Annotated in this window: 14 protein-coding genes and 1 riboswitch; of the genes, 13 read left to right on the forward strand and 1 reads right to left on the reverse strand. The window is 27.0% G+C overall.

The features are described from left to right. Positions 1-31: 31 nt before the first annotated feature. Positions 32-988: an alpha/beta hydrolase gene (locus ACH36K_RS06550; protein ID WP_411170146.1), complete on the reverse strand. Its 957-nt coding sequence runs from the start codon at positions 986-988 to the stop codon at positions 32-34. A gap of 233 nt (positions 989-1,221) precedes the next feature. Then, positions 1,222-1,381: riboswitch (M-box (ykoK) riboswitch) on the forward strand. 346 nt (positions 1,382-1,727) lie between these two features. Here ACH36K_RS06550 and mgtA point away from each other — a divergent pair. The 13 genes from mgtA (at position 1,728) to hcp (ending at position 18,145) form a co-directional block, all read left to right on the forward strand. After that, entirely contained in the window at positions 1,728-4,418 is a 2,691-nt protein-coding gene (gene mgtA / locus ACH36K_RS06555) for a magnesium-translocating P-type ATPase (RefSeq protein ID WP_411170147.1), read from the forward strand. A 175-nt stretch (positions 4,419-4,593) separates the two neighbouring features. Next, positions 4,594-5,223, forward strand: coding sequence for an HAD family hydrolase (locus ACH36K_RS06560; RefSeq protein WP_411170148.1), 630 nt, complete (start codon positions 4,594-4,596; stop codon positions 5,221-5,223). Continuing rightward, a complete protein-coding gene (locus ACH36K_RS06565) occupies positions 5,223-6,245 on the forward strand; it encodes an ROK family protein (protein ID WP_411170149.1) in 1,023 nt (340 codons plus the stop codon). Before ACH36K_RS06560 ends, ACH36K_RS06565 begins: the two co-directional genes overlap by 1 nt. 246 nt (positions 6,246-6,491) lie before the next feature. Then, complete coding sequence (locus ACH36K_RS06570) at positions 6,492-7,184, forward strand: response regulator (RefSeq protein WP_411170150.1); 693 nt, start codon at positions 6,492-6,494, stop codon at positions 7,182-7,184. A 10-nt stretch (positions 7,185-7,194) separates the two neighbouring features. Beyond that, positions 7,195-8,175, forward strand: a complete 981-nt coding sequence (locus ACH36K_RS06575) for a sensor histidine kinase (RefSeq protein ID WP_411170151.1) — start codon at positions 7,195-7,197, stop codon at positions 8,173-8,175. Positions 8,176-8,345: 170 nt separating this feature from the next. Continuing rightward, entirely contained in the window at positions 8,346-9,197 is an 852-nt protein-coding gene (locus tag ACH36K_RS06580; RefSeq protein WP_411170664.1) for an undecaprenyl-diphosphate phosphatase, read from the forward strand. A 12-nt stretch (positions 9,198-9,209) separates the two neighbouring features. Continuing rightward, a complete protein-coding gene (locus tag ACH36K_RS06585) occupies positions 9,210-9,956 on the forward strand; it encodes an ABC transporter ATP-binding protein (protein WP_411170152.1) in 747 nt (248 codons plus the stop codon). Further along, positions 9,956-11,806: an FtsX-like permease family protein gene (locus tag ACH36K_RS06590; protein WP_411170153.1), complete on the forward strand. Its 1,851-nt coding sequence runs from the start codon at positions 9,956-9,958 to the stop codon at positions 11,804-11,806. Before ACH36K_RS06585 ends, ACH36K_RS06590 begins: the two co-directional genes overlap by 1 nt. Before the next feature lie 113 nt (positions 11,807-11,919). Then, positions 11,920-12,591, forward strand: a complete 672-nt coding sequence (locus tag ACH36K_RS06595; RefSeq protein ID WP_411170154.1) for a response regulator transcription factor — start codon at positions 11,920-11,922, stop codon at positions 12,589-12,591. Beyond that, positions 12,591-13,616, forward strand: a complete 1,026-nt coding sequence (locus ACH36K_RS06600) for a sensor histidine kinase (RefSeq protein WP_411170155.1) — start codon at positions 12,591-12,593, stop codon at positions 13,614-13,616. The genes ACH36K_RS06595 and ACH36K_RS06600 overlap by 1 nt, the downstream gene beginning before the upstream one ends. A gap of 95 nt (positions 13,617-13,711) precedes the next feature. After that, positions 13,712-14,464: an ABC transporter ATP-binding protein gene (locus ACH36K_RS06605; protein ID WP_411170156.1), complete on the forward strand. Its 753-nt coding sequence runs from the start codon at positions 13,712-13,714 to the stop codon at positions 14,462-14,464. Continuing rightward, positions 14,464-16,362 carry an FtsX-like permease family protein gene (locus tag ACH36K_RS06610; RefSeq protein ID WP_411170157.1) on the forward strand — a complete coding sequence of 633 codons (1,899 nt, stop codon included), beginning with the start codon at positions 14,464-14,466 and terminating at the stop codon, positions 16,360-16,362. Before ACH36K_RS06605 ends, ACH36K_RS06610 begins: the two co-directional genes overlap by 1 nt. A gap of 130 nt (positions 16,363-16,492) precedes the next feature. Further along, a complete protein-coding gene (gene hcp / locus ACH36K_RS06615; RefSeq protein ID WP_411170158.1) occupies positions 16,493-18,145 on the forward strand; it encodes a hydroxylamine reductase in 1,653 nt (550 codons plus the stop codon). Positions 18,146-18,264: the final 119 nt, after the last annotated feature.

Raw genomic sequence — 18,264 nt, forward strand, 5'->3', positions numbered from 1 at the left:
TGTACTAATAATTAGCACAAAGTATTTTTTATTAATTTAAGTCCACATATTTATTCGTAAAAGTTTCTATTGTTGACCAATAAAGCTCAGGATTTACTTTTGATGCTTTAGCATGTCCCGCTCCTTCAATAGTAAGTTTTTCTTTTTCAGAACTCGTAGCGGTATATAGTTCGTCCATCATTAAATATGGAACAAAGTCATCTTTATCACCATGAATAAAAAGTATTGGAGTTTTAGATTTTGAAACTTGATTTAATGCTGATGCTTTTCTTAAGTTATATCCAGCTCTAAATTTTGATACTAATGAAGAAGCATGCATTACAGGAAAGTCTGGAAGTGAATAAAGCCCCTTTAATTTATGAGAAAATTGATTCCAAACAGATGTATAACCGCAATCTGCTATAATTGCCTTTACATTATTAGGTAAATTTTCACCAGATACCATAGAAACAGTAGCAGCTCCCATAGATACTCCATGAAGTATTATTTCTGTATTTTCATAATTTTTAATAATTAAATTTATCCACTCTATAATATCAAGTCTGTCATTCCATCCCATTCCAATGTAACTACCTTCGCTATTTCCATGAGCTCTTAAATCTGGGATCAAAACATTATAACCCATATCATAAAATTTTCTAGCATAAAGGTTCATATCGGAACCTTCACAAGTATATCCATGAACAGTTATTACCCACTTGTTAGTAGAATTTTCGTTTAGTATTTTATATCCATGCAATTTTAAATTATCAAATGAAGTTATATATTCATCAGAAAAGTTTGAATTACTGGTTAGCCAATTTACATCTTCATTTACAACTTCTCCAATTGTATCTTCAGATTCTTCAGGTTTACCAAAAATAATATCTTTGGAAGTTTTTGGATTAAGAGCTAAGTTATAAAAGTAATTTCCTACAAAGCCTAAGGCGCCAACTGATAAAGTGGCTAAAACACCAGTTGAAAGTAGTACTATATTTTTCTTTTTCATAGTTACCTCCTTGGATCGTTCTAATATTATTAAGGGTTATTTTATCACTTTTAAATAAATTTCACAATAAATTATTTGAAAGTGACTTTAGAATAATAATATGAATTAAATTTTAAAAATTGATCTATAAACTTACTTTTTATAATTAAATTAAATAAAAATATTAAAAAGGGTTGACAAATATAGAGTAATTTCATATGATGAAGTAGAATTAGAAATTAAAATTCGAAAATTAAATATCTCGGTAGGTGAGGTTACCACAAGGATAAGGGTTGCTGCCGCAAAATAGTGGAGACACTATGAGAAGGTTAGCAGTCTATGTCGAATCCAAGGCATAGACTAATGCAATTTCATCGCCTTGTGAAGCTGAAGCTTGAACGATGGTGAAACAATTTTTTTGTTTTATATTTTTATTGCAATTAATTATTGCATAGTTTAGGAATTTTATTTCCCTTACCATTGTTTTAGCTTTGGTAAGGGTTTTTTATTTTTAATCAATTTTATGTTTATATATTTTGAATTTTTGGAGGTGAGAGGAATGGATGAAGAGAGTAGTAAGAACATAGACTCATTAGGGAGAAGTATGATTTTCGTAAGCACGATGAATTTATTATGTACTAGATTGTACATTCATTCCTCTTGCTCATTACAATTGAATAATTTACATTAGTATTTCTTTTGGGTTTATGTCTTACTTTCTAAAAAAATATTAAAATCTATTTTTTAGGAGGGAAAGACAATGAAAAAAAGAATATTGAAAAAAAACACTACTAATGAATTAAGATTAGCTGAAACAAAGAATAGATTAATTTCAGCTGCAATTCAAAATGAAAGTGCTATATTAAAGATATATGATACAAGCTATAATGGCTATGAAGAAAGTAAAGTTGAATTAATGAGAGAGAAGTTTGGAAAAAATGAAGTTACTCATCAAAAAGGTGACTCTTTATTAAAAAGACTTTTAGAAGCTTTTATTAATCCATTTACTATAATTTTATTGATTTTAGCAGTTATATCATTCATTACAGATATAGCTATTGTTGAACCAGCAAACAGAGATGCAACATCAGTTATTATAGTAACTACAATGGTTTTAGTTAGTGGAATCCTTCGTTTTGTACAAGAGGCAAGGTCAAGTAAAGCAGCTGAAAAGCTAAGTGAAATGGTTAAGACAACTATAAGTGTAGAGCGTAAAGAAATTGGAAGACAAGAAATTTCAATTAATGAAATTGTAGTTGGAGATATAATTCATTTAGCTGCTGGTGATATGATTCCAGCTGATGTTAGAATATTAAGGTCTAAGGATTTATTTATAAGTCAGTCATCATTAACTGGTGAAAGTGAACCAGTTGAAAAAATAGATAAGGCTATTATAAGTGATTGTAAAAATCCTGTTGAGATGAATAATTTAGCTTTTATGGGAAGTAATGTTATTAGTGGTTCAGCTACAGCAATAGCAATTAATGTTGGAGACGATACAATATTTGGTTCTATGGCAAAGCAAATAGTAGGTAAAAAAGTTACTACAAGCTTTGAAAAAGGTGTAAACTCAGTATCCTGGGTATTAATTAGATTTATGTTAGTAATGGTTCCGATAGTGCTATTCATGAATGGCTTTACTAAAGGAGATTGGATGGAAGCATTTCTATTTGCTCTTTCTATTGCAGTAGGTCTTACCCCAGAAATGCTACCAATGATTGTTTCAGCAAACCTTGCAAAAGGTGCAGTTTCTATGTCAAAGAAAAAAGTAATAGTTAAAGATTTAAATGCAATACAAAATTTTGGAGGTATGGATGTTCTTTGTACTGATAAAACTGGAACACTTACACAAGATAAAGTTGTTTTAGAATATTCTCTTGATATTGAAGGAAATGAAGATAGTAGAGTATTACGCCATGCTTTTCTTAACAGCTATCATCAAACAGGATTAAAAAACTTAATGGATATAGCTATAGTAAATCATGCAAATGAAAAAGATATGATTGAATTATGGAAAGATTATAAAAAAGTAGATGAAATACCATTTGATTTTAGTCGTCGTCGTATGAGTGTAGTAGTTGAAGATAAATATGGTAAAACTCAACTTATTACAAAAGGAGCAATTGAAGAAATGATATCAGTTTGCTCACATGTAGAATATAAGGGGAAAATAGAACCTATTACAGAAAAAATAAAAGATGAAATTCTAGAGACAGTTGCAGGCTACAATAGAGAAGGAATGCGTATATTAGGTATTGCTCAAAAGAATAATCCATCAAAAGTAGGAGAACTTTCAGTAAAAGATGAAGCTGATATGGTTCTAATAGGATATCTTGCATTCTTAGATCCTCCAAAGAAAAGTACAGCTGGAGCAATAAAGGCTCTTGAGGAGTATGGTGTTAATGTTAAAATTCTTACTGGAGATAATGATGCTGTAACATCTTCAATTTGTCATCAAGTTGGAATAAAAGTAAGTAATTTATTGCTTGGATCAGATATTGAAGAAATAGATGATGAACTACTTAGTGAAGCAGTAGAAGAAACTAATGTATTTGCTAAGCTTTCACCACAACAAAAGGTACGTGTTGTAGCGGCTTTAAGAAATAATGGACATACTGTTGGTTTTATGGGAGACGGAATAAATGATGCAGGAGCTATGACAGAAGCAGATGTTGGGATTTCTGTAGATACAGCAGTAGATATATCTAAAGAATCAGCTAACATTATATTGTTAGAAAAAGATTTGATGGTTTTAGAAGATGGAGTAATAGAAGGCAGAAAGATATATGCAAATATCATTAAATATATTAAAATGACAGCAAGCTCTAACTTTGGAAATATGTTTTCTGTTCTAGCAGCAAGTATATTCTTACCATTCTTACCTATGATGCCAATACAGCTTTTAATGCTAAATTTAATTTATGATATTTCTTGTATAGCTATTCCTTGGGATAATGTAGATGAAGATTATCTTAAAGCACCTCGTAAATGGGATGCAGGCTCCATTAGCAAGTTTATGATTTGGATTGGACCAACTAGTTCAGTTTTTGATATTGCAACTTATATTCTAATGTATTTCTTTATTTGTCCATTTGTATTTGGCGGACAATTCCATACACTAAATGAAGTGCAACAGTTAGGGTTTATGGGACTTTTCCATGCAGGATGGTTTGTTGAATCACTATGGTCTCAAACTCTTGTAATTCATATGATTAGGACACCACGTATTCCATTTATTCAAAGCCGTGCATCATGGAAGCTTACAACATTAACAACATTAGGAATAGCAATAGGAACTATAATTCCTTATACAGCTTTTGGAAAGGCTTTAGATATGGTTGCTATGCCAGCAATTTATTTCCCTTGTCTAGTTATAATAATAATTCTTTATATGGCATTAGCAACAGTTTTAAAGAAAGCTTTTATAAATAGATATGGTGAGTTATTGTAAATATTTATTAAAGAAAACAAGCTAAGTTTTAAATTTAGCTTGTTTTTATTTAAGGAGCAATGAATATATATAAATTTAGAGTATTGTTAATTGTTGAATAATTTATAAAATTATGATAAAATACTTTTGCAATAAACTTTTAAAAGGTTATATTAAAAGTTAAGGAGAGAGAAAATTGAGAAAATACAAATGTGTAATATTTGATTTAGACGGAACAATTTTAAATACAGAAAGAATGAATATGATACCTCTCCAAAGGTTAATTAAAGAAGAACTTGGACAAGATATATCATATGAAAGCTTATTGAAATATAAAGCATATGCAGGAAAAAAGACAATAGAAGAATTAGGTTTTAAGGATATAGAGAAATCTTACGATAAATGGGTGAAGTATGTAAATGAATTTGAAGAAGGAGCTACATTATATGATGGCCTTGATGAAGTTATAAAAACTTTATATAAAGAAGGAATCATATGTGCAATAGCAAGTTCTAAAATGAAAAATCAATATGAAATAGATTTTGTACCTACTGGATTGCAAAAATATATTAAATGTGAAGTGTTAGCTGATGATACAGAAAAGCATAAACCTTATCCAGATCCATTGCTTAAGGTTGTCGAAATACTAGATATATCACCAAAGGAGTGTATGTATATAGGTGATACAATATTTGACTTTAAAGCTACAAAAGCAGCTGGTATGGATTTTGGAATAGCCATGTGGGGAGCAGATAGCTTAGATGGTATAGAAGCTGATTTTAATTTAAAAGAGCCAAGAGATATTTTAAAGGAGTTAAATATTTAATGAAAAAAATTGCAGGAACACCAAAGGAACTTAAAAATGTAAATACTTCATTAATAATGAATTCTATAAGGACTAGAGGTAATGCAACGAGAAGTGAAATTGTTAAAGATACAGGAATAAGCCATACAACTGTAAGAGGAATACTTAATGAATTAATTGAAATAGATGAAATAATATCTATTGGATTGGATGAATCGAGCGGTGGAAGAAGAGCAGAAAGATATAAAATTAATTCTAATAAAAGGTATGTAATAGTACTTTCAGTAGAAGAAGCAAAAATAGTATATAGAGTGGTAAATGCTTTAGGTGAAGTCTTAGAAGAAAATGCTAAACTAATAAATGGTGTAGAGGATACTAAAACTATAATAGATGCCATAGAAGGTTTATATAGAGTTTATTCTAATATAGAAGGAATAGGAATTAGTGTACCAGGAATAGTGACTAAAGATGGGTTCTTATCTGGAATTAAGATGGAAGAGTGGAAAGAGATAAAAATAAAGAAACAGCTTGAGGAAAAGTATAAAATTCCGATAATATTAGAGAATGATATAAACTCAACTTCTATAGCTTTTTATAATAATTATGTAGAAGAGAATAATTGTAGAAGTATGAGTCTTGTGTATATAAGCTTTACTTCATTAGGGGTAGGATCAGGAATAATAGTAAATGGAAATGTTTTGAAAGGTGACGATGGATATGCAGGTGAAATTGGTTTTATACCTATGCAAGATACATTTTTAAATGTTGCTATTATGAGGGATTTAGATGACGATACATATTGCAGAATAATTATAAATACCATTAAAACTATATCAGCTATAATTAATCCTAAAATAGTAGTTTTAGGTGGAAGTAATTTTAAATATGAAATGAAAGATAAAATAATAAATCAGTATGATAAAGAATTTAATATAAAAACTAAAATACTAATAGAAAATAAAGACGGTGATTATGCTTTAGAAGGAATAAAAGAAAAAGCATTAAGCTTAATAAATAAAGAAGTTAAATTAGTTGAAATTTGATTGAATTTATAGAGGTTTATTATAAGTATGGAGGGCGTTATAGTTTTTACTAGCGTAACCAAAATACTTTTAAATAAAATTGAAAGTTATGGCTATAATTTAATATAAGCCATAACTTTTCTTTTTACTAAGAAACACATAATTAATAAGAGTTCTTATATAAATACCTTACTAAAATGTAATACAAATATGCATGGAATAATTGTATAATTAATGTAATTTCATAATTATTAAGGAGTAGATAATATGAATTATAAAATATATATTATAGAAGATGATTTATCAATAAGCTTTTTATTAAAAGAATATATATCTAAATACCAATTTGATGTAAAAGTAGTAGAAAACTTTGAAAATATAATGGATGAATTTAATGAATTCAATCCTGATCTTGTATTATTAGATGTTAACTTACCTAAGTTTGATGGGGTTTATTGGTGTAGGAAAATAAGACAAGAGTCAAAAGTTCCAATAATATTTATATCAGCTAGGGATAGTGGGATGGATCAAGTTATGGCTCTTGAAAATGGTGGAGATGATTATATAACCAAGCCTTTCTATTATGAGGTTGTCATGGCAAAGATAAAAAGTCATATAAGAAGAGCCTTTGGAGATTATGCTCCTAAAATAAATGAAAGAATAGTAGAACTTGATGGATTGGTATTTTATCCAGAGAGATCCGAAATAGAGTTCAATGATAAAAAATTAATAATAACGAAAAAGGAAGGTATATTATTAGAATATCTTATTAAAAAATATCCTAAAGTTGTAGATAGAGATTTTCTTTTAGAAAAGATATGGGATGATATTGAGTTTGTAGAAGAAAATACATTAAATGTTAATATAAGCAGAATAAGAAAAAGGCTTCAAGAAATTGGAATATATAACGGAATAGAAACTGTAAGAACAGTTGGATATAGGTTAAATAAAACCTGGTAGGAGAATAAAAATGAAATTATTTATAAAGGATAGTAAAGGATATATAATTATATATTTCTTAAGCCTTATTATTACCTTAAGTTATATAAAACTTTTAGGTAATTTAAATATAAATGAGTGTTTCTATATATTATTATTTAATACATTTATTTTATTTGTTTTCTTAGGAAGTAGATATTATAAGAATAAAGAAGTTTATAAATTTTTAGAGAAGAGCTTAAATAACTTAGATGAATCTATATTAAATTTAGGAGATTCAGTTTTAGGAGAAGGTATATCTAATGTTTTAAAAAGAGCGAATAGTTTATATGAAGATGAAATTATGGAATTCAACAAAAGCCATGAAGATCACTTGACATTTATAAATCAGTGGGTTCATCAAATGAAAACACCTCTATCAGTAATACAGTTACAAATGCAGGAATATGAAGGTGATGAGCCTATTGAAAATATTAAAAAAGAAGTATATAAGTTAAATAAAGGATTAAATATGGCAATGTATTTTGCTAGGTTAGATTCATTTCAAAAAGATTTTATAATAGAGAAAATTTCTTTATATAATTTAGTTATTAATAAAATAAATGAAGAAAAAACTTTATTTATTAAAAATAAAATAAAACCAGTAGTTGAAATAGATAAAAAAATAGAAATATATAGTGATGCAAAGTGGGTTAAATTTATATTAGAACAGCTTATTGTTAATGGAATAAAATATTCTAGGAGTATTGGAAAAGAATTAATAATAAAAGCTGAAGAAGACTTAGGATTTGTTATATTATATGTTATAGATGAGGGCATAGGAATAAATAAAAAAGATATTAAAAGAGTATTTGATCCATTCTTTACAGGGGAAAATGGACGTAAATTTGGTGAGTCTACAGGTATGGGCTTATACATAGTAAAAAAGGTTTGTGATAAATTAGATCATAAGGTAGTAATAGATTCTAAAATTGGATGTGGAACAACAGTTACAGTAATGTTTAAGAAGTAGGAGAAGTAATCCTACTTTTTTTAGTAAATTCACCTAGGTTCCAGAAGTTTTAAAAATAGAATAGTTGAAGGTGACACACATGTAATAATTACGTAAGGTTTAAAGATAGTAGCCATAAGGATCTTCAATTAAACTAAATATATAAAGTTTAAAGGAGGATAAATAAGGTGATTGATATAATATTCATATTAAAAGCGATTATAATTGGGATAGTAGAAGGACTTACAGAATTTATTCCTGTATCTTCTACAGGACATATGATATTAATTGGAAGCTTAATAAATTTTAATGGTGAATTTGTTAAGATGTTTGAGGTAGTAATTCAATTAGGAGCAATATTAGCAGTAGTAGTAATTTATTGGAAGAAAATTAGTGAAAGTATAATAGAGTTTTTTAGATTTATAATTACTAAAGGAAAAGAAGGTAGAGTAGGGTTTAAGTTTGGAATTAATATTATAATAGCTTCTATTCCAATGGGGATTATAGGTGTATTATTTTATAAGAAAATAAAATCTTTATTTAAACCAGAAGCTGTAATTATAGGTTTCATAGTAGGCGGCATTTTATTATTAATAGTGGAAAATATATTTAGAAATAGAAAAAAGCAAGCTTATAACATAGATGATATAAGTTATATTCAAGCTTTAAAGGTAGGAATACTACAAATTTTAGCTGTTTGGCCAGGAATGTCTAGAAGTGCATCAACTATAATGGGGGGATGGATTGCAGGAATGTCAACATCAATAGCTGCTGAAATTTCATTCTTTTTAGCTATTCCAGCAATGATAGGTTCATCAGGTAAAGACTTATTTGAATTTGATTACTCTATAATGACATCGACTTTATGGATTGCATTAATATTAGGATTTATTGTTGCCTTTATAGTATCAATGATAGTTATTAAAAAATTTATTGGTTATTTAAAGAAAAAGCCTATGAGAATATTTGCAATATACAGGATTTTAGTAGGAACTTTACTTGCTATATTAGTATTTAAAAAAGTTATAATATTAACGGTATAGAGGGAGAGAAAAATGGAAGTTTTAACAGTTAAAAACTTAAAGAAGATATATGGAAATAAAGTTGTATTTAGCGCTTTAAATAATATTAACTTTAATATAGAAAAGGGAGAATTTGTAGGAATAATGGGGCCTTCGGGTAGTGGAAAGACAACACTCTTAAATATGATTTCTACAATAGATAAACCTACTTCAGGAGAAATAAAAGTAAACAATGTTAATCCTTTAATACTTAAAGGAGATGAATTAGCATTATTTAGGAGAAGAGAGTTAGGCTTCGTATTTCAAGATTTTAATTTAATAAACACATTGACTATTGGTGAAAACATATTGTTACCACTGACTTTAGATGGCGTATCAATAAATGAGCAAGATAAAAGGCTACAAAGGGTAGCAAATATTCTTGGTATAAGAGAATTGCTAAATAAAAGAACATTTGAAATATCTGGAGGTGAGGCTCAAAGAACAGCAGTTGCAAGAGCTTTAATACACAATCCATCAATTCTTCTAGCAGATGAACCTACTGGAAATTTAGATTCAAAAGCATCGAGGATAGTAATGGAGCTATTTGAAAAAATAAATAAGGAGGAAAATGTCACTACAATGATAGTCACACATGATCCATTAGCAGCCAGCTATTGTAATAGAATTTTATTTATAAAGGATGGATCAATATATAATGAAATTTATAAAGGAGATAATAGACAACAGTTTTATCAAGAAATTTTAGATGTTCTTGCGTTACTAGGAGGGGGAAGATAATGAATTTTATAGAGTTCGCCACTAGAAATGTAGGAAGAAATATAAGGGCATATTTTGGATATTTCTTAAGTAGTAGTATTTCAGCAGCGTTATTATTTTCATTTACTATGCTAATACTGCATCCAGAATTAGATATAAGTAGCTTTCGCAACTACTTACAAGTTGGATTTTATTTAACTATGGTAATAGCATACGTATTTTTATGCTTCTTTATATTTTATTCTGTAAGTGTATTTTTAAAAAGTAGATATAAAGAGTTTGGAACACTATATATTTTAGGAGCTTCAGATAAACAAATAAAGAAAATGATTATAATTGAAAATATTTTAATTAGTTCTATATCTGGTGTGATTGGAATTATATTAGGATTAATTTTTTCAAAAATATTTTTAGTAGCTAGTGGAAAATTATTGGGTTATAATATTTTAACTTTTTATTTTCCAACTAAGGCAATGATAATTACAATAATTGCTTTTATTTTAATAGGAGGAATAATTTCTATTTTCACTGCTAGTATAATAAAAGAAGACAAGGTTTTATCATTACTTAAAGCAACAGAAAAACCAAAGAATGAACCTAAAGCATCAAATATTCTTACATTAATTTGTATTATATTAATTATTGTAGGGTATTATTTTTCAATTACTTCCACCATGAAAAATATAATATATAGAATTGTACCTGTAACAGTAATTGTTATAATTGGAACTTATTTATTGTTTTCCCAGCTTAGTGTTTTTATAGTAAATAAACTAAGAAGCATTAGAAGGTTTTACATGAATAAAACAGCATTATTATGGGTTTCAAATCTTTTGTATAGAATAAAGGATAATACAAGGATGTTTTTTATTATAACAATAACTTCAGCAGTGGCATTTACGTCAATTGGAGGAGTATATTCCTTTTGGCTTAATAAGGAATCAGAAGTGGATAAAAATTTTCCTCAAGCATTTTTCTATTCCTTTGAGGAAGATAATATAAATATTGATGAAAGAATAATGTTTTTTGAAGATTATTTAAAGGAATATAACTATAATTATACAAAGGTTAATGGTGAAATAAAATCACTACAATATAATAATAATGAGATAAATATAATAAGTGAAAGTACCTATAATATGTTAGCTAATTCACTTAAAAAAGATAATATAATTCTTAATGAAAATGAAGCTGTATTAGAAGCACAAGTTACACAAGGGCTTCAAAATATATCAATTGATAGTATTAATATAGAAGTTACTTCAGCTTTAGAAGATAGAGTGCTTCCAGCTTTATACGAGAATTTATATATTATAAATGATGAAGAATATAATAAAATCAATGCTTTAGCATTTTCATTTTATAGTATTAATGTAGATAATTATAAAGAAACTCTGGATATATCTAAAATATATGTAGATAAGTTTCCAGAAGAAAACTATAGTAAAGAAAAGATTCTTCTAATAAAAGCTAATATGTTAGAAGCCATTAAATTAGGGTATGGAATATTTATGTTTTTAGCAATATTTATAGGAATAATTTTCTTTGTGACTACAGCCAGCTTTCTATATAATAAATATTATATGGATATAGAAGAGGATAAAGTGAAGTATAATAATCTAAATAAAATAGGATTAACCTTTAAAGAAATAAAGAAAATATCAACTATCGAAATTGGAGTATTATTTTTACTTCCTTATATAGTTGCAGTAATACATTCTTTATTTGCACTATTAGCATTAAACAATGCATTTGAAATGGAAATAAGTATATCAGCGATTACAGTAATGGGAAGCTTTTTAATTATTCAAGTGATATATTTCCTTATTATTAGAAAAAGATATTTGATTAAGATAAAAAGAAATTTATAAAAAATAAGGGTGATTAAATATCATCCTTATTTTTTAGATTAAAATTAATATATTTATTATTTTAATATGTATAATGGTATAATTTAGATAAAAAACGTTGAGAGGTATCTATAATGAAGGAAATTTTATTAATTGAAGATGATTTTGATTTAGCTAAACAGCTTTCTTTATCACTAAGTAAATGGGGATTTAGCGTTGATTCAATAGATGATTTTAATAATATAAGAGAGGAATTTATAGATAAGAAACCAAGCTTAGTAATAATGGATGTTAATTTACCTTATTATGATGGCTTTTATTGGTGTGAAAAAATTAGAGAAATATCTAAAGTTCCAATAATATTCTTATCTTCAAGAGATTCTAATATGGATTTAATTATGGGTATTAATAATGGCGGAGATGATTATATAACTAAGCCATTCTCTATAGAAGTTTTAATAACTAAGATAAATGCAATTCTTAGAAGAAGTTATGATTATGTTAGTTTAGATTCTATTATTTATTATAAGGATACTATTTTAGATATGGAGAAGTGCACTTTTAAGTATGAAGATAATATTATTGATCTAACTAAAAATGAAATGAAAATCTTATCAATTCTTATTAAGAATAAAGGTAAGGTAGTATCAAGAGATAAGATTATGATGAGTTTATGGAATGATGATGAGTTTGTAAGTGATAATACATTGACAGTAAATGTAACTAGACTTAGAAGTAGACTTAAAGATGAATTAGAATTAAATGATTTTATAAAGACCAAGAAGGGGATAGGGTATATGATTTAATGGGATTAATAAGATTTATAAAGGATAAAAATTTTAATATTATATTTTCAATAATTTTATTATTAATAATTAATATATATTTAGTTTCTATAAATTCATTTAATTATAGAATTGGAGATTTAGTTTATTTAGATTTTATTATAATTGCTATTTATGTAATATATTTTTATATAAAGTACACTAATTGGAAGAAAAAGTACCATGATATATATAGTTCAATTTCAAATAAAAATGATATTTCTATAGAAGATATTAAAGGAACTTCATTAGAAGAAGAGATAATGTTAAATATTATAAAAAATAAAGAAAAAAAGTATGATGGAAAAGTAAATACATATGAAGAACAATTAAGGGATATGGAAGAATATATTTCTAAGTGGATTCATGAAATAAAGCTTCCTATAACAGCATTAAATATAATTTCAGATGAAGTGGAAGATGATAACACAGCTAATAGTGTTAAAAATGAAACTGAAAAGATTAATTTTTTAGTCAATTCAGTAATGTATGGTAGCAGAGCCACTGTAGCCTCAGAAGATATATTTATTAAAGAAGAAAATTTAGAAACTATAGTAAAGAAATCAATAAGAAATAATGCATTTTTCTTAATAAAAAATAAGATGGAAGTTACTACAAATAATTTGAATTATAATATTTATAGTGATGGTAAATGGATTATTTATGTTTTAGATCAATTAATTAATAATGCTATTAAATATTCAAACGGAAATGGTAAAATTGAGTTTTATGCAGAAAACCATAGTGATCATATAAAGCTATGTATTAAAGATTATGGAATTGGTATAGAAAGAGAGGATGTTGATAGGATATTTAATAAAGGTTTTACAGGTAGTAATGGTAGAAATACAGTATATAAATCTACTGGAATGGGACTTTATTTTACAAAGAAGATATTAAATAAATTAGAGCATGGAATTTCTGTTGAGTCAATTAAGGATGAATATGCTTTGTTTAATATATATTTTTATAAGATATCAGATTATTTAAAGGTTACTAAAATGTAACATTAGAATTTAAAAGGTAAGGTTAAGTGAAGGAATCCAAATTAAAAAACTATTAAAATATAGTTAAAGTTAAATTAATTTTGGAGGATTTAGTTATGAAGGAAATTTTAAAATTAAGGGATGTATCTAAGGAATATGGTGTTAAGGGATTTAGGACAAGAGTATTAAATAAAATAAATTTTACTGTAAATGAAGGTGATTTTATTTCTATAATGGGGCCATCAGGAGCAGGAAAAACAACTTTGCTTAATTTGATATCCACATTAGATAAACCTACTAAAGGAGAAATAATTCTTGATGGGTTAAATATAACTAAGGTTAAGAATAAAGAGCTATCTAATTTAAGAAGAGATAAAATAGGATTTATATTTCAAGACTATAACCTTTTAGATAATATGAATTTAATGGATAATATAGCATTACCTCTAGCACTAGGTAAAAAGAGAACTAAAGATATTGAAAATAAAGTTATTAATATCGCCGAAATATTTGGACTTAAGGAACATTTAAGGAAGTATCCATACGAATTATCTGGAGGACAAAAGCAAAGAGGGGCAGCAGCAAGGGCACTTATAACTAGTCCGCAAGTAATATTTGCAGATGAACCTACTGGAGCATTAGATTCAAGATCATCATCAGATTTATTAGAATCTTTAAGTAGAGCAAATAAAGAAGAAAAGGCAACTATTGTTATGGTTACTCATGATGCTGTTACTGCAAGTTATTCAAATAAAGTCTACATTTTAAGTGATGGGGAAATAAAGTGTCAATTAAATAAAGGAGATAATAGAAAAGAGTTTTACGGAAAAATAATTGATATGTTAGCATCTTTAGGAGGTGCTAAATAATGAGCGTATTTAATATAGCTTATAACAACTTTAAGAACAATATAAAAGTTTATACTATGTTCTTTATCTCTATGATATTTTCTGTAGTTGTATTAAGTAACTTCTTAATAATGATGGATGGAGATGTAATGAATGTCCTTGGTGATATGAATGAGGAATATAGTAAGCTTGTATTACAAATGATAACCATTATTTTAGTAATATTTATGTTTTTCTTTATTTGGTATGCATCTAATATCTTTTTAAGAAATAGAAAAAAGGAAATTGGAATTTATGCATTTATGGGGCTTGGCTCATTTGTAATAGGGAAAATATATTTTATTGAAATGATGTTAATTGGAGTAAGTGCATCAATAATAGGAACGACAATAGGTGTTGTTTTATCAAAGTTTTTTCAAATTATAGTTTTTAAAATTGCAGATTTTAATATAGATGTTTCATTTAATGTAAGCTTGAATTCTATTATTTATACTGTACTAATTTTTATGTGTATCTTCTTATTTATGAGTATAAAAGGTTTCATAAGTATAGTTAGAAGTAAAATTGTAGATCTTTTAAATGCAAGTAAAAAGCAAGAGAAGATGCCAAAGGTTAATTTTATTACTTATATAGTTGCAATAATTTCATTGACTTTAATAGGATATGGTTATTATTTAGTAGATAAAGAAGCGACTAATGCTGTTAAGACATTAATATTAGTTTGTATAGGAACATATGGATTATTTGGAGCTGTATTTCCAATAATATTTAATTTTTTAATTAATAAGAAATCTATATTATACAAGGGCTCAAATATTATAACTATAAATAATTTAGCTTATAGATTGAAGAAGAACTACACTATTTATTCAACTATAGCAATTCTTACTGCTACAACTACAACTGTATTAGGAACGGCCTTTTCAATGAAGACCACATATGAAAATAGTCAAAAAAATATTACATTATATTCTTTAGCTATTTCTTCTACAGATGAATTTAATTCAGAAAAGATTTCAGATATATTAAAGAGTGTAGGAGAAGAAAAGTATTCATTAAGTACTAAAGTATTGAAATTTAATAGTACATTAAAAGATGTTCCTGAATATCAAAATAACGAATATATAGTTGTATCTTATGATAATTTTGCTAAGATATTAAAAGCTAATGGTGATGAAAAAAAATTAGATAAGTTTAATGAAGAAATGGTCCAAGGTAAAAACGTAATATATATTGAAAGACCTGGCACACTTATGAGCTTATTAGCAAATATTAAAGAGATTACATTAAATGATATTCCATTTGAAGTAAGTGAAAGTACTAGAGTTACGGTTTTTGGTGAGGCATTAAATTATCCGACTATAGTTGTAAATAATGATGAATATGAAAAGCTTAAAGCAACATCAACTGAAATAAATTTTTATGGTACTAAAATAGAAAATGAAGAAGAAATATTAAATGTAATAAATGAAATAGGTAAATATGTTAATCCAGAAACTACAAAGGGTTATTATGGCTTATATGAATTAGAGGGAATTAATTTTATGAAATTTGTTTATGCAATTGGAGGATTCTTATTTTTAGTTATGGCATTAGCTGAAGCTAGTATAATTTATATAAAAATTTACAGTGATGCTAATGAAGATAAGCAAAAGTATAAAACACTACTAAGTATAGGAGCTTCTAAGAAGGATATAAGTAAATCCATAAGAAGAGAAGTATCATTATTTTACTTTATTCCACTAGCAGTTGGATCGATTCATAGCTATTTTGCAATTAATACATTAGCTGACTTTATGAAGGAAAATTTAAACTCTGTATATTTATTGAGTTTAATAATTTGCACAATTATATTTATTATTAATTGTATTATTTCCATTATGGGATTTAAGAAAGTTATAGGAATTAATAAAAGCTAATTAGAGAAACAAAAAATTCACGAGATTTACAAATTCGTGAATTTTTTTATTACCTAAGCATTTAGTACATATGAATAAAATAACAATATATAAGTGATAATAGGGTTATAAACAGAAAGGAGATAAAGAAATGGAAAATTCTATGTTTTGTTATCAATGTGAGCAAACAATGGGGGGAAAGGGATGTACCAAAATGGGGGTCTGTGGAAAGACTCCAGAGGTAGCAAATCTTCAAGATTTGTTAATATATCAATTAAAAGGAATTGCATGTTATGCAAAGCCTTTAATTGAAAAGGGAGAACTTATAGATAAAGAAATTGTTAAATTTGTTGAAAATGGATTATTTACAACATTAACTAACGTGAATTTTGATGTAGCCTTTCATGTAAAACTTCTTAAGGACTCACAAAAGATTAAAGAATCATTACGTAGTAGAGCACCTAAAGGAGATTATCCAGAACAAGCAAAATATAACTTAAGCTCAAGTAAAGAGGAAATGTTAAAAGATTCAGTTAAAGCAGGAATTATGTATGATCAATCATTAGACCCTGATATAAGATCATTAAGATCAACCATTTTATATGGATTAAAAGGAATATCAGCATATGGACATCAAGCAAGATTTATAGATTTTTATAATGATCAATTAGATCAGTTTTATTTTATAGCATTAGAATCTTTAACTAATGATGAAATTAAATTAGAAGAGTTAATACGTATGACTATGAGAACTGGTGATATGGCAACACAGGTCATGAAAGTATTAGATGATGCAAATACAACTAAGTATAAAAACCCTATGCCGCATAAGGTAAATGTAAATAGAAAAAAAGGGCCTTTTATAGTTGTTTCAGGACATGATTTAAGAGATTTAGAAATGTTACTAGAACAAACAGAAGGGAAAGGCGTAAATATATATACACATGGAGAAATGCTGCCAGCTCATGGATATGATGGATTAAAGAAATATAAGCATTTAGTAGGAAACTATGGATCAGCTTGGCAAAATCAACAAAAAGAATTTGATAATTTACCAGGATGTATTCTTATGACAACAAACTGTTTGATGAGACCAAGAGAAAGTTATAAGGACAGAATTTATACTACTAGTGTTGTTGGTTGGGATGGAATAAAACATATAGGTGTAGATGAAGGTGGATATAAGGACTTTTCGGAAATAATAGATAAAGCTCTTGAATTAGGTGGATTTAAGGAAGATGAAGAAGATCATGAAATATTAGTAGGATTTGGGCACAAAGCAACATTAAGTCATGCTGAAGAAATAGTATCTGCAGTTAAAGAAGGAAAGGTAAGACATTTCTTTGTAATTGGTGGTTGTGATGGAGCAAGGCCAGGAAGAAACTATTATACAGAATTTGCTGAGCAGGTACCAAATGACTGCATAATATTAACACTAGCTTGTGGTAAATATAGATTTAATAAATTAGAGTTTGGAGAGGTAGCTGGCTTACCAAGACTGTTAGATGTAGGGCAATGTAATGATGTTTATTCTGCTGTAAAAATTGCTACATCATTAGCGGATGCTTTTGATACAGATGTAAACTCTTTACCATTATCAATAATTTTATCATGGTATGAACAAAAAGCTGTTGCTGATTTATTAGCATTATTATCTCTTGGAATAAAGGGAATGTTTTTAGGGCCTTCATTACCAGCTTTTATATCTCCAAATGTATTGCAATATTTAGTAGATACATTTAATCTTAGACCAATTAGTACTCCAGAAGAGGATTTGAAGGATTGCCTTAAACAGTTAGTATAATATTTAATTATTTAAAAAGATACAGTAGATACAAAAAGTACTGTATCTTTTCATTTTATAGAATTAAATAAATATTTAAAATTTGATTCAAATCACATTTTTATTTTTAATATTTTCTT

Source organism: Clostridium sp. MB05 (assembly GCF_046581255.1).
Taxonomy (GTDB): domain Bacteria; phylum Bacillota; class Clostridia; order Clostridiales; family Clostridiaceae; genus Clostridium.